The organism is Glaciecola sp. XM2 (genome assembly GCF_018595715.1).
GTDB lineage: Bacteria > Pseudomonadota > Gammaproteobacteria > Enterobacterales > Alteromonadaceae > Glaciecola.
The window spans coordinates 212,975-236,327 of record NZ_JAHEOJ010000024.1; the positions used below are offsets into that span (position 1 = coordinate 212,975).

A 23,353-nucleotide genomic window follows, 5' to 3' on the forward strand; every position below is an offset into this window, starting at 1 on the left:
TAGGTTATCGGGGTGTTCATTGGTATTCAGGTCTCCAACTGGAACACTGACAACGCTCAAAGGGAGGATGAAATCGTCTTTCTACGCCTGCTTGAGGAAGATATTCGTAGCTCTCAAGAACTCGCAAGCATAACACTAGATATGCTTCATCTTCAAGATAAAGCTCGCCAGCAGCTGTATGCCTATAGTGTCGGCAAAGCCCCACTAACTAAATCGCAAGAGATTCTAGCGCTATTGAGCCATGGCATATGGGAGATGCCGACTATGGAATTTAATCAGACCACATTTGAGGCCCTAAAAAGTACCGGACGTCTTGATGTGTTCGTAGATGATACCTTGGTTCAAGAGTTGACGGAACTGCAAAGCGATATTGCTGACATTGAGCGGCGTGCAGAAATTGAACTGGCCACCTTGTTGAACGTAACTGACCCTATTCTGCTACAGCATGTAGATATGACCGCCATGCTAGTCGAGCCTTCGTTGGCCGGAAACATTGCCATCGACTGGCTTACGAGCGACGAATCCCCATTCGAGCCCTCAGAGTTTCTCCAATCTATTCAGTTCCGTAATGCAATTCTTGCAAGGACGACATCGTCCAAAAACCGAATGCGCGATATGGAGCGACTTGACAGACGTTATCAACGGATTGCTGTCTTGATTGGACAACGACAAACTGAACTAAACCAAAGGTAAACCTGTTGTGAAGCACTCTGAATACTTTTGGTTTTGCCTAAGCTTAATTGTGCACAAATCTAATTAAAGCGAAACTCGTGAAATAGGAGGATTAACGAAATTTCGTTTTCTTCCCCATACAAAGAGCATTTACGAAAGGCACTTTGACTGGAATCTGCGAGTTGATATGGCCGAAGAGTGCACTCTTATCTGTCGGCAGAAACGGAGCATCATTCACCACCCTTTGGCCTGATTTAGACGAAGAAGATGCCTTGGTTGTCGCCAGTATACGCTCCATCTCAGGCGACAGTATTCATGCTGACAATTGGCGCACCCGCCCATTTCGTCAACCCCACCATTCCAGCTCTGCGGCTGCTCTGGTAGGCGGTGGATGTCATTTTTCTTAAAAATTGCGACAAGTTGCGTATAAGCACGACAATTAGTAGAGCTCAAAATTCAACGCAGCTCAGTTTAAAACTTGGTTTCGTGTCATTTAGCATGCAATAGTTAAAAACATAGACTTTGACCCAATCAAAAATGGTGTTGTAGGCTATTGGCCGGAAACGTTGTTAGCGTTCAAGAACTTGTGTGTTGATGATAAGCAAACAGGATGGCTTCATACTATATTCGGGAAACACTAACAAAGCTTATCATAGCATCGTGGAATGCCATTCAGCAGCCGTTTGCTAATTTGACTATCAAAAGCATACTCGCTGTGACTGAGCGCGGCTTTACCGATCATGAGCATATCGACCATGCTGATATTATTCACATGAATGGGCGGGTTTATGACCAATCCATAGGCCGGTTCGTTCAAGCAGACCCGATTATTCAAGACCCAACCAATAGCCAAAGTTTTAATCGTTATACCTATGTGTTTAATAATCCGCTAAGCTATACTGACCCTTCGGGTTATACCGCTGCGTGTGATGGGGCAGCGGTTGGCGGGAATTCAAATCAACAAGAATGCTCGCAAGGGAATAATCAAACCGAAGTTACCGACCAAATCGCTGGCGAACAATCAAAGGGAGATGCACAACAAGCACAGAGACGTTTGCAAAATTGTGGGTCCTCGTATTGTATGAATCAAAAAAGGAAAGCTAGACGAGGACTAAGCGATAGTACAAAGGTTTCGGATGGTGCATTTACTCGAGCGACAGGTAATTCTAGTACCAATGTAGGTGATTCGGGCGATAGCTCTACAGTAAGCGATAGTGGTACATCTATGACTCCTAATTATCGCGGTGCAACTGCTGAATTTACCGATATCACCACAAATGACGAGGGAGTAGTTACAAACGCAACAATTACCTGCAATCTCTCATGTCAAAAAGAAAGTCTTGATATTCTTCTTGGTCGAGACCTTGCGAAGGCTGACCTATTTATGACCATGATGAGGATGAATATGCAAAGCGCTCAAAGGCAAGTGTTGGTTGCAACAGGTGTGGCAACCGCTGCGCCATACGTTATCGCTCAACCTTTCATTTTTTATGGGGGTCTTACGGCTACGCAAAAATTAGTCGTTTTCCTCTCTACCGACATCGCCATCAGTCAAGCTAATACATTCGGCAACTTTAAGAAAGGTAAGGGTTTTGATTTCAGCAGTCTCGGGCAGACAACCATAACCGAAGCTCGCTCCCTCAAGGGGCGAATGAGAATTCCAGCGAAATTAGGTGATAAAATTGAAGATGAAAACTAACAATTTAATGCTCATCCAAAGCCTACTCCCCAGCGCTTCATTTGCCGCCCTTGCTTTAGTGGATTTTTTTTGGTTTGGCATTAATGCTGAAAATGATTTCCTTATTTACTTGGGGTTAATTCTTGCGTTTACATTAATGACAGTGAGCAACTCAAGGAATAGTGATTTTAATTCAGAAAAAAATGCCTATAAGTACAGTTATTTTATAATGGTTTTGGTATTTGGGCTTCTTTGCTGCGCTTATGCGTTAAGCGGGGTTGAAAGCGCAACTCTCGGCGGATTGATATTGTTTTCTGGTGTAAACGGTATTATTTTGTGTTTCGAGTTGGCGTCTGAAGATTTTTTTACCAAGCGAATGAGATTTTTTAATTACCTAAAAGTTTGCTTGGTAATAATGTCATTGATATTTTTTGTGGCAGGGGTCTTTATGATTGCTATAGGTCAGTGGGATTGGCCGTTTGTGTTTCCGACTATTATCTGATTGAGCTTGCGACAAATTTAGATTGAAGCGACAACCGTTCTCGCTCCAAATCTTTCCAACTTTGGGTTGTAATCTCGAAAGTTACGGCGAGCCAGATGAGTAATATCAGCAACTTAGAAGATTATAGAACACCCACCCCAAACACCGAAAACTCAAAAGTTACCAATACCCGCAAATATAAAGATGTTTGTGAACGTGAATATCTAACATCATCAGAAATTGAAAACATCAGCAATTGCCAAGTCCATTGGTCGTCATGGTCATCGTGACAGCACCATCATCATGATTGCTTATCACCATGCATTACGTGTGTCTGAATTGGTCACAAGTAGACTTGTCGCAAGGTCTTATTCACGTGAACCGACTCAAGAATGGTGTTGCCAGTGTGCATCCATTGAGTGGTCAAAACATCCGTGCATTACGCAAGTTGAAGCGTGATTACCCTGACACGCAATACATCTTCATCACCGAACGTAAATTCTCATTAGTAGCAGGTACTGTGCGTAAGATGGTTAAACGTGCTGGTGAAAAATCTGGGTTACCATTCCCGATGCATCCGCACATGCTTCGGCATTCAACTGGCTTCAAGTTAGCCAATGATCAACAAAATACGCGTGCCATTCAGCATTACATGGGTAACAAAAATATCCAACACAATGTTCGGTACACTGAACTTGCTGCTGGACGGTTCGATAACTTCTGGTAGTCAGCATTAATAGCAATCCGACCCATTCGTCATAGTTGCACAGTAATAGGCCAAGTAAGCCATTGGATTGATTGGAAATGCGATGGCTAAAGAGTATAAGACGAATAAACGCTATGTACTAGTCATTGTCACAGCTGTATTTGAGGGTAGTTTCGCGTTTACTCATTTGTGGTGTTGAAGAAATTTGTGAAATATTTGTCGTTGAGGTGAGTAGGCAAGCTGACCTATGGCTCTGAAATCTGGCAAATGACGCGCGAAGGCCTTTGCCTCAGCATATGGCATGTTCAAGCATCATTGTGTTGCTCTTGTGTCATGCGCCAAAGTCAAAATCTCTTTGGATGATGAAATCATCACACATAGGCGTTTGCTCTAAAGCCACAACTGGCGGTGCTCTTGTATTGTTGGCAGTAATGGGTGAGCCTTGTTTGTCTAGATACGACAATATCTTGTGGATGATGGCAGGTTCGATTATGCAGGCAATTATTGTCACGTTGTGCTTTTGGCATTTCTCGCATTCAGTCATGTCTATATTGCTGTAGCCGCATGAGATGAGCTTGTTTTGCTCTCTGTGCTTTAATTTGTTTCTAATTCTTCATCAAATATATCATCTAACGACTTATTTGATAGTGAACCCGCTAGTGCATTCTCTTTTCTTTTCATCAATAAAGTTTCAAGCTCTTTAAAAGCTCGTTGTTCGTCTATTGTCGGTAGAGCACTATCTAAAACATAGTCTTTGATACTTTTACCTTGAATAGCTGCGGCTGCTTTTAAAAATTGATGTTGTTCAGAAGAAATCTCGATTGATAATCTCATTTTTGCGATCCTAAATCTAATAATCATACACAGGATAAACCAAAACAACAAAGTGTCAAATTGTTGTTTTAAATCTAAGCCAACGTTAAATTATTCGGTTTAATTGGCAGGCCTGTTCAATTTGAAATTACTGAGCAGACCCGAGCAGCAATAAAAGCATTGATTCAAAAAGACTAAAAACATAAGGGCCTGTCAATTGCTTCTCGGTCACTCGAAATTAGAAAGTACAGTTCGATATCTGGGCATTGAGGTTGACGACGCATTAGAGATATCTGAGAGCATTGATATTTAATTGTTCTTAGTAACTGCGAACGGCCGATTTGGGTGTTTTGTATCACTCATTTAAATATGAACACCACAAAACTCAGCTTAACCTACCATCTTTTGCAAGGTAAAGACCTTTCGTCATTGCCGTCCCCATTCCTTTCCACCCATTTCTACCAACCGAGACGCGGCTCGTCGAAAGGAAAAGGCGAGATCATTGGCGGACGATAATTGTGCAAGTGACACGCCAATTCGACCCGTCGCCGACCACTCATAATATTCCCCCTCTTTGGTACGAATCATGGTCGTCGCAAAGGAACTCGAGTTTCCTCCCTTATCATTGACAATCAATTCTTCATCGCCGTCACTGCTTTCGACTTGTGCTTCAAAATCGACAAACAATTCGTCGAGCGGGACTTGTGCCGTCAGCACCAAGCGGGTGCGAGATTCATAACACGCGTCAATGAGGGTCACGAATCGTCGCGCTTCGTTGAGGTAATTGGCGTCCAGCTGAGGGACGCCGTCCATGATGAGGACCGGAAATCGGCGGCAGAGGGAAATATAATCGGCCGCCCCAAGCGGTTGATAGCACAACTCGGAAAAGTCAAACCAGGCGCACCGGTCATTATATCGGGCGACCTGGACGGTGCGACCAAAGAGGACGGGAATGCTCTCGGCCTCAGTTGTGGATGCAGTGCCACCAAATATTTCTTCCAACTGCGCCTGCATGTTGTTATTAGTATTATTATCGCCATGAACATCCTTATTTGACCAAAAATACGATTGACCACCCGCTCGATTTACGAGTCGATAATCCTCGCGGGAATCCTCCATGGAAATAATGTCGGTCGAATGTTTCAGTATGTCGATGAATGGCAAAAAGAGGGAGCGGTTAATGCCTCCCTCATACAAGGCATCGGGGCGCCGATTCGAGGTAGCCACCATTACGACATTCCAATCCAATAATAATAAAAACAGTCGCTTTAAAACCATGGCATCGGCAATGTCTGTCACTTGAAATTCATCGAAACAGAGGAGTTGGGCTTCTTGTGCCAATTGTTGCGCTACGACGGGAATCGCATCACCTCGTGGGTGCTTCTGTTTATAGACAAAGATTCGATGATGGACGTCTAGCATAAATTCATGAAAGTGGACGCGGCGTTTGGTAATCTTTGGGTGTTTGTGGCTGTGGCTGTCATTATTACAGCAAGAATCATCAGGAACATTAACCGACGCGTAAAAGAGATCCATTAAAAAGCTCTTGCCGACCCCGACCGGTCCATGAATGTACATGCCTTTCGGTGGTGGACCAAAAGACCACAAATGGAACTTCTTTCGAAGAAAGGACTGGGCGGATGCCAGGGATCGCACCAGTAACAGTGGACTCCTGCTTGTACAGCTGTTCTCTGTCGGATAGTCGGTGCGCACGGGTACTGGTGGGAGCGAGGCAAGAGACTCGTGCAGGGCATCGAGTTTTGCCGCCAGAGCGACTTGCGCCTCATCTCGTTGCACCTCCCCCGCGTCCACCTTGAGCTCATAAGCCGCTGCCACAGGGCCTATCGAGAGGCACCGCCGAGCGACGCGATGTTGTGCTATCATCGTCTTGATTATCTTCATCGTCTTCATCATTGAGCTGATCGGTTTATCAACATGATGGTATGGTACGTTAGATTGCTGGATGGGTATCAAATGGATTTGTATTAGAGACTCAAGTTTCACAGTTCAACTTGAACGCCAAATTCAGCATAACTAACTGAATAATAAATTCAGCTAGTGTTCGTCTATTAATCAACTGTTTCCACGTAATTAATAATTCAAGACAAGCGGCTCCTAGAGTTGTGCAAACCAGTTTTGAATATTACGTTTATTTAAACAGACTTATCTGAGGCCAAGTTTGATTAATCGTATGATGATTCTTTGCTCAATATAGTCTGATAGTTTGAATTTTCTAACGTCAGCTTTAGGTCGCTTTATGCCAATGATGGCACTGCCTGAGAGAGGGCATTAAAGTTGCTATAAGTTGCCTGCTTTGAGTTTAACGCCAACTTTGCTGAACAAGGTTAGCTTGACCTCACTCACATATTATCATTGGATCGTCGTATTCAATTAAAGCAGAGCAACAATTAATCAGAATACCAAATTGATCCAGATATCAAGCTAACGTCTCCTAGCTCATATAAAAATCTCAAATCACCACGTTCATTTTCTAATACGATATATTGTTCGTCATCACACACTGAAAAAACGGCTTCAAGGTCGCTTTGATGAGGAAAATAGATTGGAAAAATATCGCGCTCTCTTGTGGTCATCTTTGGCAAACGACCTTTCTCAATCTGTTTCACTATCGAAACAATTTTATCAAAATCGCCCTTTTGTACGCGGACATTCTTCTCATCGTAGATAGAATAGCCTCCGTAGAATTTGTCCCCAAAAAACGCCACATAGTTTGATGATGATGTTTCCTCATCAATTTTATTATTTCTAGAACTTACCAATACAGGCCTTCCGACCCCTAAATCAGTAAGCTCAAGTTGATATTTACTTTCGATCTGAGAACAATTAGTAAAGCCAATAGAGTAATTCGGGTATTGATTATCCGCATCAAGATTGTAGCTATCCACATCCTTACATCCAGTTAAAGCGAATACTATAAGTATAAAAACCTTTAATCTTAGAAACATGTAATGGTCCTTTGACAATTTTAGCGGCCAGATTTGATGCCTTTACAATTCAAATATCCTAGGTCATTACCGAGCTGACGGCAATGATGCGAGTGAAGTTACAAAATAAGTAATTGTGTGCCGCTATGTCCGCAATTGGATGGCGTTTGACTTACTCATGTTTTTCATTTCGAACCACAATGAATCCGCTTCGTCTATAATGAATACGTTTGGGTAGGTCACTGCTATCAGTTACGAAGCTTAAGTGTTGTGAACTGATGCCAAGCTAAGAGGAACAGCTGTAGTGAGATACCCCACCAGCATCAAAAAACTCTTGAGGCCTCAAACGGTAGTATTTGTTTTCAACCTCTTCAGATTGTTCATCATAGGGTTGGTTCAATACCTCCAGCAACTCATGAATAAGCGCAAAATCACCTTTCATTGCTTGTTCATAGGCTGGGACAATAAGCCATTCTCGCCACGTGAATTTGGGATTTACTTGTTTCATCTTTCGTGAAATTTTCTTAGGTTCTTCATTAGTGTTTAGAAGGTTTCGCCACTTTTTGAGCCAAGCCAACCATTGTTCGCTAAGTCCGCCTGTTGGGGTCTTGTAGAAGCTCTTAGCGAGTCTTGAGATGTCATCTGGGATCTCTGCTAGTTCACGAAAGAAAATGATGTAGTCGACAGACGTTTGTACCATTAGTTGAAGCAATTGAGTGAATAGCTCACTATCAAACGATTCGAGTCCGAGTTTAGCTGCCCACATTTGTTCCATCTGTTCTTGCATGACTGAGGGAAATCCAAGGCGAATCTCATTTAACTTTTCTAGCGCTTCAGGGCTCGAAATGAGTAAAGGTCGCAATGCCGTGCAGAACATATCAAAGTTGGTTTTGGCAGCATTTGCCTGATTTAGGAATGAGAAGTGTCGTCCACCACCTGTCCAGGGTTGATAAAAGGGGTCGAAGAGTTCGCAGAATCCGAAAGGACCGTAGTCCAACGTATACCCACCGCAGGCGCAATTGTCGCTATTAAAGTTGCCTTGGCAATAACCTACTCTCATCCAATGAGTGATTAGGGATGTCAATCGACGACGAAATTCAACGGCTAATAGCACTAATTTATCAGCAATTGGTAAATCATCACTAATTTCATTTTTATATTCTCTATCAATCAAGTGCAAAACAATCATTTCTAATTCTTCTAGCGCTTTGGGGTGATCATTGTTGCGAGCTCGTCGACCAAACAATTCGAGTTGTCCAACGCGCAAAAAAGAGGGGGCGACGCGTGTTGATATCGCGACAGGGTTCGATACCATCATATCCGGGTCCATGGAATTTGAACCTGCGGAGTACCAAGGGCGATTAACCCGTTCGGATTGTGATACGAAAAGACAGAGTGACCTAGATGTAGGTACTCCAAGTGCATTCATATGTTCTTGCGCTAGGAACTCTCTGATACTTGAACGAAATACGGCCCTTCCATCTGCGCCGCGACAGTATGGCGTGGGTCCTCCCCCCTTCAGCTGCATTTCCCAGCGTTGATTATTGATCACTGTTTCAAGTACAGAGATGGCGCGTCCATCTCCATAACCATTGCCAGTTTGAAAAGGACACTGCTGCGTATATTCACTCCCATATATAGAGAGTGCATAGCCAGTAGCCCAACCGAAGGGCCGCATAGGTTCAGGCAAATTAGAGGTGTCACCGGAGAATAAACGAGTAAAACCGTCGGTAAGCGCAAGGCTCTCATCAAACCCTAATTCGCGAAAAAAACGTTCACTATGTGCCACGTATTTAGGATTGGCAATGGGTGTCGGTTTAACAGGCACATAGTGTCCAGAAAACACTTGCCGAGGCTCGTAATCGTCACCCGACTCCGTCGCTTGAGGGTCACAATTCAAATGGTCTAGTAACGAATAGTCAACCGTCTTAGCTAGCTCATCAAGGTTGGTAATGGCTACTGGGACATCATTAAGCGGCATATTGGCCATGAGCTTCGTTGAACCTCTTTTGAACGCAAGTTAACTGAATGCTATCACTTTCTTGGAAAGTTTTGAGCATAAAATACGACGGGAACTTCTTTATCCAACTCTATCCTTGATGTGAAGGCATAAGTTAAAGTTTTACGCCTTCAAAGTAAATCGTTGCTAACGCCAATTAAGGCTCAGAGCCAGTCACCATATCATTGGTTTTTCTGCCAATGGATACTACTTGCAAAGCCCCCGTGCGGTTAAGATCTACCACCATTAATGTGTTTTTAGGATCTAAACGACTCACTTGTGCAAACCAAAGCGTAAGGGTTGCTAGCGCATCATCTAAGGCATTGTGGGCTGGTGCAGGCGGCAGGTCTAATTTATCTCTACATATTGTCAATGTCGCCTGATTTGGCGGCATTACTTTATGCTGTTTTGTTAACTCGTAGGCAGCGATTTTTAGAGTATCGAGCGTCACTACTTGCGGCAGATAACAGCCCAAATCTTTTGCCACTTTGTCGAGTAAGGCCAAATCTTTAGCACTGTTATGAAACACCCAAATATGGCTGTGAGCGAATGCCTCTAATGCCTGAAATGTTTCCCTAATATGTGAGCCTTTATCGATATCGTCTTGAACCAAGCCATGAATGACAGGGCTTTGCTCGAGGTCTACATTTGCACGAACGACTTTGTAATAAGCGCTGCTCATATCGACTTGGTTATTTATGCCGGCAACCCAACCTATAGATAGCACTTTTGAATGCTCGATATTAAGGGAGTTAAACTCTAAGTCGATGGCGAGTATCGGCATGTTTGCAATTAGCTTGTGCGCAATATGTTTTGGCAGTGGGTTAGCAAATATGCGAGTAAGCTTTTGCAAAATGGCTCTAATGCTCACTAGGCAATGCCTCGAGTAAACGTATGTAATGCAGCTTTCTGACAACGCTCAATAAATTGCAAGGATGCCTTTAACTGATGGGTTTCAATACTCGATAGCTCACTAAGCGATATCAGATTGTCTGTTTTATGTTGTGTAATTTGATGCTGCCATCTCAGTCGGTTTAGGAACAACCAAATATCACGAAGACTGTCGGCGTCGTGTTGACTTAAACTTGAGGTTTGAGGGAGTTGCGACAAACGCTGTAGCGTCAAAGGCGTACTCAGGCCGCTTTCAAGGGCATACAGTCGCGCTAAACTATTCACAATTGCCACGCCCCGTTTTTTTAGGTCGACGCCATCATCAATGCTATGACCTTCCTCAAATTCAAACTGATTAAAAAATGTTAGTGGCACCCTTGATTGATAGCACTGCTTTGCCAAAGCCAACAAAAAAAGCTGATTTTGCAAAGGGGCTTTGCGTTTGGCATGCACATCTTCAAGTAGAGTTGCATCGCCCGCTACTGCGCGCACGTCTAGATAAATATTAAAACGCATAAGTGCTTGTTCTGTGGGTTCTTGCACCCATGCTAGCGTCTGCTCTATTGCCTGAGTGGTTGACAATCTAAGCGCAGGATTTGATGCCATAATATTGCCTGGACATAATTTAATGCCACACTTGTGCAAGCCCTCACAAACATACGCCGTCATACCTGCAAAATATTCGCTCTGCTCAAGGTTTGGTTGTGAATGAAGCAACAGGGCATTATCTTGATCAGAACCTAGATTTTGTTCCTCTCTTGCTTGAGAGCCAAATGCAATCCAACAGAAGCCCATAGGCGCTTGGCCATGTTGCTTTTCAAAAAATGAAATCAATTTACGGGTCATTAAATCGGTGGCTTGTGAAAGGACTTTTCCGGCAATATCAAAATCGCCGGGTCTTTTTGCAAAGTTCCCCATATATTGCGGAATTTTTCGACTCGTTTTAATAAGTTCCAATTCACTCTTGGCGCGAGCAAGTTCAGTGACTAAAAACTGTAAATTTCCTCCTTGTTGGCGCACTACGTCACTGCTACAGATCATACCTAATGGCTTATGAGAGACTTCGTCAACCACCGGCAGGTGCTGTATATGATGCTCATTTATTAACGCCAGGGCATCAAATAAAGTTTGACTGGGCACGACTGTTATTGGGTCGTTGGTCATTATGGATTTTATAGCACTTTGCAATGGCATTTGCTCTGCCACAGCACGCACTCTAATATCTTTGTCGGTCACAATACCGGTGAGAACTTGCTCATCGTTAACGCGTTTAGCCACTAATATCGACGATACGTTTTTTTTCGTCATGAGCTGGGCAACGTCAAAAATGGGGGCTTCTTCGGTAGTACATATCGCCGATTGTGTGAGCACATCTGAAATGGGCATGTATAACCATCTAGATTGATTTTGCGAAGCCGCGCTATTTTTTAATGTATCCGTCACCAAGTGTTGAAAGAATTGCTGAACGCTTTGATGCTTTAAAACGTTCGACATGACAGACTGCGGCCAACAATACACTAACCCAGGCTTATCTACTGTAATCTCTAATTTGTAGTGAACACCTTCAATGAGGCGCTTAAGGCCAAAAAAGTCAGCTTCTCCCACCTGTCTACTTTCAATGTCTGAGTCTTTCACCGAATACTGTCCGCTTTGCACTAGAAAGACACTTTCTAGATGATCTGCTAACACAGTTTGCTTGTTGTTTTGTGTAAGATAGATGATGGTTGCATGATCGGCCAAATATGTGACTTCGCTCGATGCAAGCAAATCAAAAGGTGCCGATGAAGAGATAAAATCACTTACTTGCTTAGGAGTGGCCGCCACAGAAATATCCATCTCTAATAAGGGATAAAGTCAGTTTACATTGCATTAACAAGCAATCAAGTTTCAGTGGGGTATTTCAGTGGAGTATATAGTGTAGCTATTTCGCAATAATCGTCACACTCTCATGCTCTTGCGAATATTCTAACACCGCCTCACCCGATAAGAGCTGGGCTTTAACGTGTTCGACTTTTTCAGCTAGCGTGTATTCAACATCACCGTAGTCGGTGCCCTCTCGAAGGACAAAGGCTTCGATGATGTTATCGAGTGTCTCAGGGGCAAGTTGCTGGTAAGGAATAATCATAGATGCTCTTGAATAAACGCAATAATACGCGTGGGTAACCAAAACTTAGGTTGCCATATATTACCGTATAAAAAGCCCACATGCCCACCTCGCTTGCTGAGCTCATATGCGACAGATGGTGAAATCTGCTCTGGCGTTGGTATCACTCTAGCATCCATAAAGGGGTCGTCGGCGGCATGCAGAATTAAGGTTGGGACAGTAATTTTATGTAGGTCGGGCAGAGCACTGGCGCGTTGATAATAGTCTTTTGCGTCTACAAAACCATGTAACTTGGAGGTCACGTGCTCATCAAAGGCGTAAAAAGAATCTAGCTGCTCAACTTCATCTATCGACAGCGATAGGTGAGGACGCATGTCTAGCCTTTGCATTTTGGTCGATAAGGTGGCCTTCATGCTTTTTAGAAGGTGCGCCTGATATTTTCGGGCAAAACCTTGATTGATAGCCTGTGAACTGGCAGCTAAATCAAGCGGCGCTGAAACACTTACCGCACCCTCAATTGGCAACTCCGTGTGCTCGCTTATCAGCTTTAGCAGCATATTTCCGCCAAGTGAAAAACCGATGGTAAACAAGCGTAAATCTGAAAAGGTATCACCAATCCATTGCAGCGTGTGCAAGGCATCACCTATTTCACCAGAATGATAGGCTCTGGGCGTTTGATTAATCTCACCGCTACACCCTCGAAAGTGCATAACCAGCGATGCAATACCCTGCGCTTGAAGTGCTTCTACTAAATGCAGAATATAGTGGCTGTCTTTAGAGCCTTCTAGGCCATGAAACAGCACTGCCATTGTTTTTGCGCCGTGAGGTAAATTAATGGCTAAGTCTAAGAAGTCGCCATCGGGTGTGTCTATGCGTTTTGACTTAAATGCAATTTGCGGGGCGCGAATGAAAAACTTAGGGAAAATAGTCTGTAGATGTGCATTTGCTGCCCAAATTGGCGCATTAAACGATGAAGTGGTAATTTGCCCAAAGCGTGTTTTTGCTGCGTTGGTCATGGGCTAATTTCGCTCATTCAAGCATGCATGCTCAGCTAACTTCCTACATGCAATTAAGTCTTGTTGCGCAAGTGCTTTGTTTGTCTTGTCTCGCTTCGCATTTTCACGCGTTAGTTCACGCATACACAAAGCCACCAATTGGTCTGATAACTGCGCGGTGTTGTCACATACACTAAGCGATAGTGTATTCGCGAACGTCACAATCTGCGCCTGTTGCAAACGTTCTAGCTCTAACTCTTGCGCCAACGCTTCTTTGTAGAGACTTTCATCAACATGAGTCAAGCCGCGGCGCTTCGCACGGTGTTTTTTCAATTGCATATCAGACGCATTAATAGCGCTTTCCAGTTTTTGAATGTCATCAAAAGCAAGCATTTTGTTATGATTGCGCAGATACATCATCAACAGCAGTATGTTTACGTTTAGATGCATCATATCTTGCAGGTGCAAGCAGGCGTGCTTCACTTCATCGTGCTTATACACCAAGAGTGAGTAATCCCAAAAATCGCTTTGCTCGAGCTTAAACACGGGCCGCCTCGAGCTGCTGATCAAACTGAGCTTGAGCCTGCTCCAATGATTCTTGTGCATCTAACCATTGCATTTCAGCTTCTTCTAAATCGCCTTTTACCTGAGCTTGCTTAGCAATGAGTTCGGTCAGTACCGCCTTATTACTTGCTTCATACAGGCTTGCATCACTCATCTTCGACTCAATGCTTTGCTGCTGCTCACTCAAAGACGACATTAAGGTTTCTTGGCGCTTTATCTCATCTCTAAAAGCTTTGGTTTGTTGACGGAACTCGGCTTCTAGACGTTTCAGCACACGTTTATCAATAGTCGGCGTGGTTGACGAGGACGACGCAGACGATGATGGCATCGTTTGAGTGTCTTGTGGTTTAGCAGCACCGGCGCTGTTGGCTAACATCCACTTTCTGTAATCATCTAAATCACCCGCAAACGCCTTTACTTGGCCATCATCAACTAAATAATAATCATCACAAACAGATGCCAGCAAATAGCGATCGTGAGACACCAATACAATGGCCCCTTCAAAGCTTTGCAGCGCATAATTTAGCGCCTGACGCATTTCGATATCTAAGTGGTTGGTCGGCTCATCTAACAGCAGTAAATTAGGTTGCTGATACACTAAAATAGCTAATACCAATCGCGCCTTTTCTCCCCCAGACATAGGCGCAACCTTGGCTAAGGCATCATCACCATGAAAACCAAAGCCACCCAAATAGTCGCGCACCGCTTGTTCGGTCATGGTGGAGTTGAGGCGCTGTATATGATCAAAAGGTGAGGCCTGCATATCTAAGGCGTCCACTTGGTGCTGAGCAAAATAGCCAATATGTAAACCGGCGGACGTCATATATTCGCCCGCTAATGGGGCTAAGGCACCAGACATTAACTTGATCAGGGTAGATTTACCTGCGCCATTTTTGCCCAACAAGCCAATGCGGCTGCCCGGTACAAGATTCAAATGCACCTTATTGAGGATAGGCGTTTGCCCATAGCCTAACTGCACCTCTTCCATCTTAATAAGCGGATTAGGTAGCTTTTTAGGCGGCTTAAATTCGAAAGAAAAACCACTAGCTTGATGTAGCGGTAAAATATCTTGCATTTTTTCAAGCTGCTTCACCCGGCTTTGTGCTTGTTTCGCCTTGCTAGCTTTTGCTTTGAAGCGCGTGATAAATGATGTTAAATGCTCGCGCTTTTTTTGCTGTTTTTCGTACTCACTGGCAGCCAGCTTAATGCGCAAAGCTCGCTGCTTTTCATAAGCTGAATAGCCGCCCGTGTAAGACATCAGTGCTTTATTTTCAAAGCTTAAGATTTGATTGGCGCAATTGTCGATAAAGGTTTTATCGTGAGAAATTAACAATAAGGTGCCCGAATATTGCTGTAGCCATGATTCTAACCAAATCACCGCGTCTAAATCTAAGTGGTTGGTTGGCTCATCAAGTAGCAATAGATCGGAAGGGCAAAGTAGCGCCCGCGCCAGATTCAAACGCATTTGCCAACCGCCTGAAAAAGCGTGTAGCGGCTCACGCAGCTTATCTTCGGTAAACCCTAAGCCAGCAAGAATGGTGGCGGCCCTTGCCTCAATATCATAAGCTCCTGCCTGGGCAAGTTCGTCGTGTAATGACGCGATTAGGTGCCCGTCTTGCGCCTTTTCAGCTTCAAGCAATCGAGCATTGAGATGCGCTAGGCGCGCATCTCCGGCCACCACGTACTCGAGGGCATTGAGATCACTTTGAGGAATATTTTGAGCAACGGATACTACTTGCCAGCCTTTAGGCCACTCGCAACTCCCAGCGTCGGGCGCAAACTCACCTAACAGCATGGCAAATAAGCTGGATTTACCACAGCCATTACGGCCGATGATGGCAACCTTTTGGCCGCTAAAAATATCCAAGCTAACATTTTCTAGCAGGGGTTTAATGCCCCGAAAAAGGCTTAGATCTTGCAATCTGATCATGATGAAAATAACGAATAAATTTGCGCGCAAGCATAGCAAATTAAAGACTGATGATCATTACTCTTAAGTGCCGTGTATAATAAGCATCTTCTGACACGCTACGGTATATTATTAATGACTGGTAAAAGTAAAAAACGATTTATTGCAGGGGCAACCTGTCCGTCTTGCAAACAACAAGACACGCTCATGTTGTACTTTGAAAACAACGTGGAAAAGCTTGCCTGCGTGAAATGTGATTACAGCGAGAGTCAGACCGACAAAGAGGTCGCAGCAGCGAGTAAGAACGATGCTGGTGTCATTGGTGTATTTAAGCCTTAAACAACCTACTACACTTCAGTAATGAGGCGGCAACTCCACATCATCTGAGCCTTGATTGTCACTTACTTGCATGGTTTGTACTTTTTCTATCACTTTGGCTAACAAGCTTTGACAGTCTTGTAATTGCTTTTGTTGCCCGGTGACAACCTGATTCAATTGGTCGATGGTGTCTTCTTGATATGCGACCTTAATTTGTAGGCTTTCAATTTCATTCTTTAGTTCTTGCAGATCAGCATTACTCATTATTCACGATTTCCCAGTATGCCAAATTACCACTACTTGCGATGGATAAGGTTTGATTGTTGTTAAAGCCCACGGCATATACCACCGCGGACTGTGGCGCAGGGCCATCACTTGGGGCGACGCGCCATTGCGTTACTTCTTTACCGGTTTGCACGTCCCAAAGCATCAGCCTTTTTGAAGGCGAACCAGTTAGCAAGTACTTACCATCACTTGAAAACTCTGCACTTGTAAAAATGATTTGCCGCTCAATAAATGAAAGCTGGCTGATGGCCTCTCCGGTTTGCACATCCCAAATTTGTGCATCTGCATGTCCGTCTGAGGTAAACACATAGCGCGCACCTTGGTCGAGTTTGACCATCGTCACTCGATTGGTATGCCCAAATACATGAATCACTTGGCCGGTTTCAGTGCTCCACAGATAAGCGTTGTAGTCGTTACCGCCGCTCAGTGCATATTGACCATTTGCCGATAAATCAATCGCGTTAACGCGATTTTCACCATGCCCTAAAAACTCTAAGCGGCGCTCGGTTTGTGGTTCAAAAAACATCACCATGCCATTGGCTCTTGCTACCAAAACGCCATTTGCATCATTGCTGATAGCGACGTCTTGAATCGTTGACTGGTCGATTCGCCAAAACCCTAATGGCTCACCTGACGCCATACTCCAAATAGCGAAAGCATCCATATCTGAGGTCACCACAAATTGATCGTTGGGTGAAAACCGGACATTGTCAACTAAGTTGGTCGTATCGCCTTGATGCTGCCAGGTGTAGAGCAGACTATTGTCATCTAATGAAAATACACTAATCGCACCGTTGACTTGCGACAAAACAGCGTGGCTTGCATTGGCGCTGATATCCGCTGCATAGACCCCAGATTCGGCCAAGTTAATTCGTGTGCTTGGCGTTGACTCTGGTACACTGCATCCCTGCAACAGGGCAGAAAATAGAACAAGAATAAACAAGCCTGTAAATTTAATCATAAGCTGATGGCTTTACTTTTATTGGCAGGTGATTAACATAGGGCGAGTATATCCTATGCAAGCAATTACAATCCAACGATCTAGTGGAGATTAATATGAAAAAGGCTTATATAGCCAGCGCCGTTTTTTCGGCAATGCTCGTAACCGCATGTGGTTCAGAGTCAGCCAGCTCAGACGACGCAAACGTTGAAGAACAAAATACCAGCGCTGTTACCCTAACAACAGAAAGCGAAAAGCAAGACTATGCACTTGGTGCAAGTATTGGTATGTATGTGGTTAGTCGCTTAGAACAGCAAAAAGAACTTGGACTGGAAGGCAATCAAGAGCTAGTTGTCGCTGGCTTTGAAGAAGCACTTGCTGACAACTCTCAGTTCACTATGGAAGAAATTCGAGTATTGGCAACAGCATCTGAAAATGCATTACAGACTGCCGCACAACAAAAACAAGCAGAAGCTGGCAATGCTAATTTAATCGCTGGCCAAACCTTTCTTGCTGCCAATGCAGAAAAAGAGGGCGTAATGGTTACCGAGTCTGGCTTGCAATATGAAGTAGTTGTGCAGGGCGAGGGCAATAGCCCAACAGCGGCCGATACCGTAACCGTTCATTACAGAGGCACGCTGATTGACGGTACTGAGTTTGATTCATCATACAGTCGCGGTGAGCCAGCTACCTTTGGTCTTAATCAAGTTATTCCTGGCTGGACAGAAGGCGTTCAACTCATGACTGAAGGCAGCACATATCGCTTTTATATCCCTTCTGAACTCGCTTACGGTCCGCGTCAAACAGGGCAACTGATTATGCCTAACTCTGCACTGATTTTTGATGTTGAATTGCTTTCGATAGAAAGCCCCGTGACTGAATAGCCACGTCGTTTATGCTACAGCAATAGGCAGTCATAAAAGACTGCCTATTTTTTATTGTACCAAGTAATACTTAGCTGTTTGCGAATTCTCTTTGACAACAATAACCTACCAATAAAGAACAGCCCTACGCTGAGTAAGATCGCAACTGGAAACCACTTGTCGTAGTTGTTGGTAAGTACCGCTAATGCGGTCAAAGTGAAGGTTAGCACACTCACAATAATGCAATTGATAGCCAAAAATACAATGACCATCGACATTGGGCTATTTCGTTTTGCACCACCGCGTTCATCGTTTGTAATAGACATTAATGCCCCCTTTACTTTGTCAGAAGTATGGCACATAAGCCTAACTCCTGTAAGATAGACTTTTATTTTATACAGTAGTTCAATTTTTAAGCACTCATATGGCAACACCTCTTATTACGCCCCGAGGCTACGCAAAGCTCAAAAATGAGTTAGATTATTTGTGGCGCGAAGAACGTCCAGAAATTACCAAGAAGGTAACTTGGGCTGCTAGCCTAGGCGATCGTAGCGAAAATGCAGATTATCAATACAATAAAAAACGCCTACGTGAGATAGACCGACGCATTCGATATCTAAATAAAGCCCTTGAACGGCTCAAGGTAGTAAACTATCACAAAGACCAGCAAGGCCGTGTTTTCTTTGGTGCGTTTGTTGAAATTGAAAACGAAGAAGGACTGACAAAACGCTTTCAAATAGTCGGCTATGACGAAATATTTGGACGCAAAGATGCCATTTCAATCGACTCCCCTATGGCACGAGCACTTTTGAAAAAAGAAGTAGGTGATGAAGTAGAGGTAGTGACTGAGGCGGGTCGCTTTACTTGGTTTATTGAATCGATCACCTACGAGCTATTCTAAGTGTACCTTTGACGTAAAAAACCGCTAAATTTCCCTCACAAAAGTCGCGCACAGTCGCCATGAAGGCTATAATCGCGCCATTGCGGCGCAGTAGGCGCACACACTAAACAAGAGACCTTATTGTTTTATGATCCATCAAATTATTGCTAATGAGTTAGGCGCCAAAGAATCACAAGTCAAAGCGGCTGTTGCGTTGTTAGATGATGGCGCTACGGTGCCTTTTATCGCGCGCTATCGTAAAGAGCTTACCGAAGGCTTAGATGACGCTCAACTGCGTATGTTAGAGCAACGTTTAACCTATCTTCGAGAGCTTGAAGACCGACGAGCGGTGATCATCAAGTCCATTTCAGAACAGGGAAAACTTGATGACGCACTGCGCGAAAAAATTCTGCAGGCGGATAGCAAAACCAACCTTGAAGACTTATATCTGCCCTATAAGCCTCGCCGCCGCACTAAAGGTCAAATCGCTATTGAGGCCGGCTTAGCCCCCCTAGCCGAAACCTTACTAGACGCTAACCTTACGCAACAAGACATTGACCCAGAGTCAGCAGCGCAATCCTTTATCAACCCTGAAGCGAGTATTATTGATACCAAGTCCGCCCTCGACGGCGCCAAGTTTATTCTTATGGAGCAATTTGCTGAAAGTGCTGCGGTGTTAAATGCCTTGCGTGCGCATCTGCACAAACACTGCCATGTAGTGAGTAGCGTAGTAGATAATATGCGCGAAAAAGGGCAGAAATTTAGCGATTATTTTGAGTACAGTGAAAAGTATAGCAAAGTCCCTTCGCATAGAGCGCTTGCCATGTTTAGAGGACGCAACGAAGGCGTGCTGCATGTTTCAATTGACCCTGATCCATCACAAGAAGGCCTACAAAAAACGCAGGTTTGTGAAAATATCATCGCGCAAACCCTCAACCTTCGACAATCCAATACCAAAATAGACAAATGGCTTGCTGTGGTCGTAGCGTGGACATGGAAGATAAAATTAAGCCTGCATCTTGAAACAGAGCTGTTTTCAAGCTTGCGCGATAAGTCAGAAACCGAAGCCATTGATGTATTTGCCAAAAATTTAAAGGATTTGCTCATGGCCGCGCCAGCAGGTCCTAAGGTCACCATGGGATTAGATCCAGGGCTACGAACCGGCGTGAAGGTTGCCATTGTAGATGCCACAGGAAAAGTGGTTGCCACGACCACCATATTTGCGCATGCACCTCAAAACCAGTGGGATAAGTCCAAGCGCACCCTTGCGACACTGTGTAAACAGCACAAAGTCGACCTAATCAGCATTGGTAACGGTACCGGATCGCGTGAAACCGATAAGCTCGTGGTTGAAATGATGCAGGCTGAGCCAGAACTGAAGGTCCAAAAAATCATGATCAGCGAAGCTGGGGCATCGGTGTATTCTGCCTCTGAGCTAGCGTCTATGGAGCTACCCAATCTCGATGTATCGCTACGCGGCGCAGTGTCTATTGCCAGACGCTTGCAAGATCCGCTCGCTGAGCTAGTCAAAATTGAGCCCAAGGCTATTGGCGTAGGTCAGTATCAACATGATGTCAATCAAAGTCAGTTAGCACAATCCCTTGATAACGTAATAGAAGACTGCGTAAACGCGGTAGGTGTTGATTTAAATACAGCCTCTGTCGCATTACTAAGCCATGTGTCGGGTTTAAATAAAACCCTTGCTAACAATATTGTGCAGTTTAGAGATGAGCATGGACGTTTTGTTGACCGCACACACCTCACCAACGTGCCACGCTTAGGGCCCAAGGCATTTGAGCAGTCAGCAGGTTTTTTACGCGTGATGAATGCTAACAATCAGTTAGATGCCAGTGCCGTGCATCCAGAGGCCTATCATGTTGTACAAAGTATCGCTGAAAAATCAGCCATTGCTGTGAACAACATGATTGGTAATCAAGATATTTTACGCAAGCTCAACCCGCATGACTTTGTCACCGAGCATTTTGGCCTGCCTACCATCAAAGATATTATTCACGAATTAGAAAAACCTGGGCGCGACCCGCGACCTGAGTTTAAAACCGCTCAGTTCAAAGAGGGCGTTGCCAGTATGAACGACCTTGAAATCGGCATGATCTTAGAAGGCGTAGTCAGTAATGTCGCTAACTTTGGTGCATTTGTGGATATTGGCGTGCACCAAGACGGACTGGTACATATTTCATCACTGACGAATAAATTCATTAAAGACCCAAGAGAAGTGGTAAAGGCTGGAGACGTGGTCAAGGTGAAGGTAATGGAGGTGGATGTTAAGCGAAAGCGCATTAGTTTAAGCATGCGCTTGGATGATGAAACGTCGTCTACCACTCACACGCAAAATGAGATTAAACGTGATGCGCGAGTAAAACATCAGAAAAAATCCACCGCGCCCGCACAAAAGCAAAGTGGTAATGCCATGATGGGTAATGCATTTGCTGAAGCGTTTGCGAAAGCTAAAAAATAAAAAGGTTACGCCGAAGTGGCGACCATAGAAGCGCGATTATCTGCATTTTGGGATGAATATTGTTGAATGTTTTTGTAGGCAACAATACCCTCGTTATCTTTGTTCGGGCTGTCGCCTGACACATTTTGCTTAGCTAACTCTGCTCGCGCGGCCTGCTCCTTCTGCGTAGCTTGTGCGGCTACCTTGTAATCTTGGGTAGAAGGTTCAGCGGGCGCTAGAGCCGCTGCTCGCACAACCTGCATTTTGCTGATGGTGTCTTGAGGATCTTTTTCTTCACTTACATCAATAGACACTTCACCGCCAACAGCATAACGCTTGCCATTAGGCCCCGTCTCATATTCATATGTCGGCGCACCAGCATACTGACCACCTACTGCCGCATGTGCTTGCTCATGAATGCGAACTTCGGTGTCGCGTTCTTTTAGCTCTTGAATTTTTTGTTGATCTTGCTTTTCTTGCTCGACGGCCTGTTGATCTTCCGACGCTTTTTTATCCGGATTATTAGCCAATGCGCTATAAGTATCTGGCCCTACAGATGGTTGCCCTAGGCTAACTTGAGTTTGCGTAACAGCTGCCGTAGCCTCGTTGTTTAACGCCTTTTTTGAAAGGCCTGTTGTGTCGTCAACGCGTGCAGATGCACTATCGCCTAAAGGGGCGACAAAGCTGTTGTATGAGCTTGCGTTATTAATCAACAGACTGACATTCGTCTCTACACAAATATATCAATGATGGTCCCAACCATACCGTCAGCCCGACTAATCACTTCAGCCGATGCTTGCGCTTGGATGGACGATGCGGTCAAGTCAATCGCCGCTTTATTAATATCTACGTCTTGTCGATAAGCTTGATTGAGTTGTAAAGAGGCAGACTGCATCTTCATAGACGCATTTTGCATTCCCGTAAGGCCGTTGTTAAACGCACTACCGATTTTTTCAATCATGTCCCAACACCCCAAAATTACACTATCTCGAACGATGTATCGGCCAGAAATATAAAACCTTTAGGTTTTTTTCACATCAGCAATAAAACGCATGAGGTCTTGGGACAACAAATCTGGATGGCTCATGAAAGGCGCATGAGAGGCTTTTGGATAAACAATACTTTTAGCGTTAGGATGCAGCGCCTCAATCGCAGCGATACTCTGATGCGGGACTAGCGCATCAAGCCTGCCGTATACCCTTAAGGTTGGCACATCAATTTGCGCAACACGCTCCCTTAAATCCTCAGAGGCTAAAATAGCCAAACCCTGTTGCAAAGTGGCTGCGCTGGGCGCTGGCATGTCAGATAAAATCTGCAGCATTTGTTGCACGTCGGTTTTTGCGCTCGCCTGACCTAAATTTTGAATGGTTAAAAACCGCTTTATGGTTTTTTCGCGATCATTTTGTAGCTGCTTCACAAAGCTATTTAATACGTCTGGCTCAATTCCCTTCCACAAATGTCGGCTTGCGAATTTTGGTGTTGAGCATAGCGTAATAAGTCCTTTTAGCTTGTTAGAGTGTCCAAGCGCAATCTGTTGTGCCACCAATCCACCTAAAGACCAACCCAGCAAGACGGTGTTTTCGGCCAACAAAGGTGTGAGGTAATCGGCCATGTCAGTTAACGTCATATCACTTGCTGGCGCACTGTGAAGGGTGCCATAACCGGGTAAGTCGAGAGAATTTATGCGGATGCCGGTATAGCCATGATCATGCAATTGTGATTCAAGACGCTGTGTGAAGTGGGTAAATATCCGATGATTCATCCCCCAACCGTGTAAAAAAGTCAGGTTGAGATCTGTGCCATGGTTCAGCTGTTTATGTTGGCTCATTGCTTTACGCTATTGTTTTGTGGGCAA

At 44.4% G+C, this 23,353-nt stretch carries 27 protein-coding genes and 1 pseudogene; 12 read left to right on the plus strand and 16 right to left on the minus strand.

What is annotated here, in order from left to right; translation table 11 throughout:
- The first annotated feature begins 141 nt into the window (after window positions 1-141).
- The 7 genes from KJ365_RS11030 (at window position 142) to KJ365_RS11060 (ending at window position 4,097) form a co-directional block, all read left to right on the plus strand.
- Entirely contained in the window at window positions 142-693 is a 552-nt protein-coding gene (locus tag KJ365_RS11030) for a hypothetical protein (protein ID WP_214451707.1), read from the plus strand.
- 143 nt (window positions 694-836) lie between these two features.
- Window positions 837-1,079: an ATP-binding protein gene (locus KJ365_RS11035; protein WP_250884165.1), complete on the plus strand. Its 243-nt coding sequence runs from the start codon at window positions 837-839 to the stop codon at window positions 1,077-1,079.
- Window positions 1,080-1,282: 203 nt separating this feature from the next.
- Window positions 1,283-2,371 (plus strand): RHS repeat-associated core domain-containing protein, encoded by a 1,089-nt coding sequence (locus KJ365_RS11040; RefSeq protein ID WP_214451708.1) that lies wholly within the window; start codon window positions 1,283-1,285, stop codon window positions 2,369-2,371.
- Window positions 2,361-2,852: a hypothetical protein gene (locus KJ365_RS11045; RefSeq protein ID WP_214451709.1), complete on the plus strand. Its 492-nt coding sequence runs from the start codon at window positions 2,361-2,363 to the stop codon at window positions 2,850-2,852. The genes KJ365_RS11040 and KJ365_RS11045 overlap by 11 nt, the downstream gene beginning before the upstream one ends.
- Window positions 2,853-2,947: 95 nt before the next feature.
- Window positions 2,948-3,121: a hypothetical protein gene (locus KJ365_RS11050; protein WP_214451710.1), complete on the plus strand. Its 174-nt coding sequence runs from the start codon at window positions 2,948-2,950 to the stop codon at window positions 3,119-3,121.
- Between the two features lie 29 nt (window positions 3,122-3,150).
- Window positions 3,151-3,558: a tyrosine-type recombinase/integrase gene (locus KJ365_RS11055; RefSeq protein ID WP_214451711.1), complete on the plus strand. Its 408-nt coding sequence runs from the start codon at window positions 3,151-3,153 to the stop codon at window positions 3,556-3,558.
- Between the two features lie 275 nt (window positions 3,559-3,833).
- Window positions 3,834-4,097, plus strand: coding sequence for a hypothetical protein (locus KJ365_RS11060; RefSeq protein WP_214451712.1), 264 nt, complete (start codon window positions 3,834-3,836; stop codon window positions 4,095-4,097).
- A 34-nt stretch (window positions 4,098-4,131) separates the two neighbouring features.
- Here the strand turns inward: KJ365_RS11060 and KJ365_RS11065 are convergent, their stop codons facing one another.
- Entirely contained in the window at window positions 4,132-4,371 is a 240-nt protein-coding gene (locus tag KJ365_RS11065; RefSeq protein WP_214451713.1) for a type II TA system antitoxin, ParD family, read from the minus strand.
- 163 nt (window positions 4,372-4,534) lie between these two features.
- Between KJ365_RS11065 and KJ365_RS16820 the strand changes: the two are divergent.
- Window positions 4,535-4,663 (plus strand): annotated as a pseudogene (locus KJ365_RS16820) (integrase); the annotation flags it as partial.
- Window positions 4,664-4,776: 113 nt separating this feature from the next.
- Here KJ365_RS16820 and zapE read toward each other — a convergent pair.
- From zapE to KJ365_RS11110, 9 genes are all read right to left on the minus strand, one after another.
- Complete coding sequence (gene zapE / locus KJ365_RS11070) at window positions 4,777-6,252, minus strand: cell division protein ZapE (RefSeq protein WP_250884166.1); 1,476 nt, start codon at window positions 6,250-6,252, stop codon at window positions 4,777-4,779.
- Between the two features lie 506 nt (window positions 6,253-6,758).
- Complete coding sequence (locus KJ365_RS11075; RefSeq protein WP_214451714.1) at window positions 6,759-7,316, minus strand: hypothetical protein; 558 nt, start codon at window positions 7,314-7,316, stop codon at window positions 6,759-6,761.
- A gap of 265 nt (window positions 7,317-7,581) precedes the next feature.
- Window positions 7,582-9,285 (minus strand): protein adenylyltransferase SelO, encoded by a 1,704-nt coding sequence (locus tag KJ365_RS11080; protein WP_214451715.1) that lies wholly within the window; start codon window positions 9,283-9,285, stop codon window positions 7,582-7,584.
- A gap of 166 nt (window positions 9,286-9,451) precedes the next feature.
- On the minus strand, window positions 9,452-10,165 hold the full coding sequence (locus tag KJ365_RS11085) for a 3'-5' exonuclease (RefSeq protein WP_214451716.1): 714 nt from the start codon (window positions 10,163-10,165) through the stop codon (window positions 9,452-9,454).
- Entirely contained in the window at window positions 10,165-12,009 is a 1,845-nt protein-coding gene (locus tag KJ365_RS11090) for a DUF294 nucleotidyltransferase-like domain-containing protein (protein ID WP_214451717.1), read from the minus strand. The genes KJ365_RS11085 and KJ365_RS11090 overlap by 1 nt, the downstream gene beginning before the upstream one ends.
- Window positions 12,010-12,106: 97 nt before the next feature.
- Window positions 12,107-12,310, minus strand: coding sequence for a YheU family protein (locus tag KJ365_RS11095; RefSeq protein ID WP_214451718.1), 204 nt, complete (start codon window positions 12,308-12,310; stop codon window positions 12,107-12,109).
- Complete coding sequence (locus tag KJ365_RS11100; protein ID WP_214451719.1) at window positions 12,307-13,305, minus strand: hydrolase; 999 nt, start codon at window positions 13,303-13,305, stop codon at window positions 12,307-12,309. The genes KJ365_RS11095 and KJ365_RS11100 overlap by 4 nt, the downstream gene beginning before the upstream one ends.
- Before the next feature lie 3 nt (window positions 13,306-13,308).
- Window positions 13,309-13,830, minus strand: a complete 522-nt coding sequence (locus KJ365_RS11105; protein ID WP_214451720.1) for a TIGR02444 family protein — start codon at window positions 13,828-13,830, stop codon at window positions 13,309-13,311.
- Window positions 13,823-15,778, minus strand: coding sequence for an ATP-binding cassette domain-containing protein (locus tag KJ365_RS11110; RefSeq protein WP_214451721.1), 1,956 nt, complete (start codon window positions 15,776-15,778; stop codon window positions 13,823-13,825). Before KJ365_RS11110 ends, KJ365_RS11105 begins: the two co-directional genes overlap by 8 nt.
- Before the next feature lie 114 nt (window positions 15,779-15,892).
- On the opposite strand from KJ365_RS11110, the gene KJ365_RS11115 reads away from it, so the two are divergent.
- Window positions 15,893-16,096 carry a YheV family putative zinc ribbon protein gene (locus KJ365_RS11115; RefSeq protein WP_214451722.1) on the plus strand — a complete coding sequence of 68 codons (204 nt, stop codon included), beginning with the start codon at window positions 15,893-15,895 and terminating at the stop codon, window positions 16,094-16,096.
- Window positions 16,097-16,111: 15 nt separating this feature from the next.
- On the opposite strand, the gene KJ365_RS11120 is transcribed toward KJ365_RS11115, so the two are convergent.
- Window positions 16,112-16,339 (minus strand): SlyX family protein, encoded by a 228-nt coding sequence (locus tag KJ365_RS11120; RefSeq protein WP_214451723.1) that lies wholly within the window; start codon window positions 16,337-16,339, stop codon window positions 16,112-16,114.
- Window positions 16,332-17,321 (minus strand): WD40 repeat domain-containing protein, encoded by a 990-nt coding sequence (locus KJ365_RS11125; protein ID WP_214451724.1) that lies wholly within the window; start codon window positions 17,319-17,321, stop codon window positions 16,332-16,334. The genes KJ365_RS11120 and KJ365_RS11125 overlap by 8 nt, the downstream gene beginning before the upstream one ends.
- A 95-nt stretch (window positions 17,322-17,416) precedes the next feature.
- Here KJ365_RS11125 and fkpA point away from each other — a divergent pair, with 95 nt between their 5' ends.
- The gene (fkpA, locus tag KJ365_RS11130) at window positions 17,417-18,184 is read left to right on the plus strand and encodes an FKBP-type peptidyl-prolyl cis-trans isomerase (protein ID WP_214451725.1); all 768 of its coding nucleotides are present in this window, start codon (window positions 17,417-17,419) and stop codon (window positions 18,182-18,184) included.
- 44 nt (window positions 18,185-18,228) lie between these two features.
- On the opposite strand, the gene KJ365_RS11135 is transcribed toward fkpA, so the two are convergent.
- Window positions 18,229-18,489 carry a hypothetical protein gene (locus tag KJ365_RS11135; protein WP_214451726.1) on the minus strand — a complete coding sequence of 87 codons (261 nt, stop codon included), beginning with the start codon at window positions 18,487-18,489 and terminating at the stop codon, window positions 18,229-18,231.
- A gap of 98 nt (window positions 18,490-18,587) precedes the next feature.
- On the opposite strand from KJ365_RS11135, the gene greB reads away from it, so the two are divergent.
- Together greB and KJ365_RS11145 are read left to right on the plus strand one after the other, a co-directional pair.
- Window positions 18,588-19,064 (plus strand): transcription elongation factor GreB, encoded by a 477-nt coding sequence (greB, locus tag KJ365_RS11140; RefSeq protein ID WP_214451727.1) that lies wholly within the window; start codon window positions 18,588-18,590, stop codon window positions 19,062-19,064.
- Window positions 19,065-19,191: 127 nt separating this feature from the next.
- Complete coding sequence (locus KJ365_RS11145; protein WP_214451728.1) at window positions 19,192-21,519, plus strand: Tex family protein; 2,328 nt, start codon at window positions 19,192-19,194, stop codon at window positions 21,517-21,519.
- 5 nt (window positions 21,520-21,524) lie between these two features.
- On the opposite strand, the gene KJ365_RS11150 is transcribed toward KJ365_RS11145, so the two are convergent.
- From KJ365_RS11150 to bioH, 3 genes are read right to left on the minus strand one after another with little or no spacing between them, the layout of a single operon-like run.
- Window positions 21,525-22,211 (minus strand): putative metalloprotease CJM1_0395 family protein, encoded by a 687-nt coding sequence (locus KJ365_RS11150; RefSeq protein ID WP_250884168.1) that lies wholly within the window; start codon window positions 22,209-22,211, stop codon window positions 21,525-21,527.
- 17 nt (window positions 22,212-22,228) lie between these two features.
- Entirely contained in the window at window positions 22,229-22,459 is a 231-nt protein-coding gene (locus tag KJ365_RS11155; RefSeq protein ID WP_214451729.1) for a flagellin, read from the minus strand.
- Between the two features lie 60 nt (window positions 22,460-22,519).
- Window positions 22,520-23,326 carry a pimeloyl-ACP methyl ester esterase BioH gene (gene bioH / locus KJ365_RS11160; protein ID WP_214451730.1) on the minus strand — a complete coding sequence of 269 codons (807 nt, stop codon included), beginning with the start codon at window positions 23,324-23,326 and terminating at the stop codon, window positions 22,520-22,522.
- Window positions 23,327-23,353 lie beyond the last annotated feature (27 nt).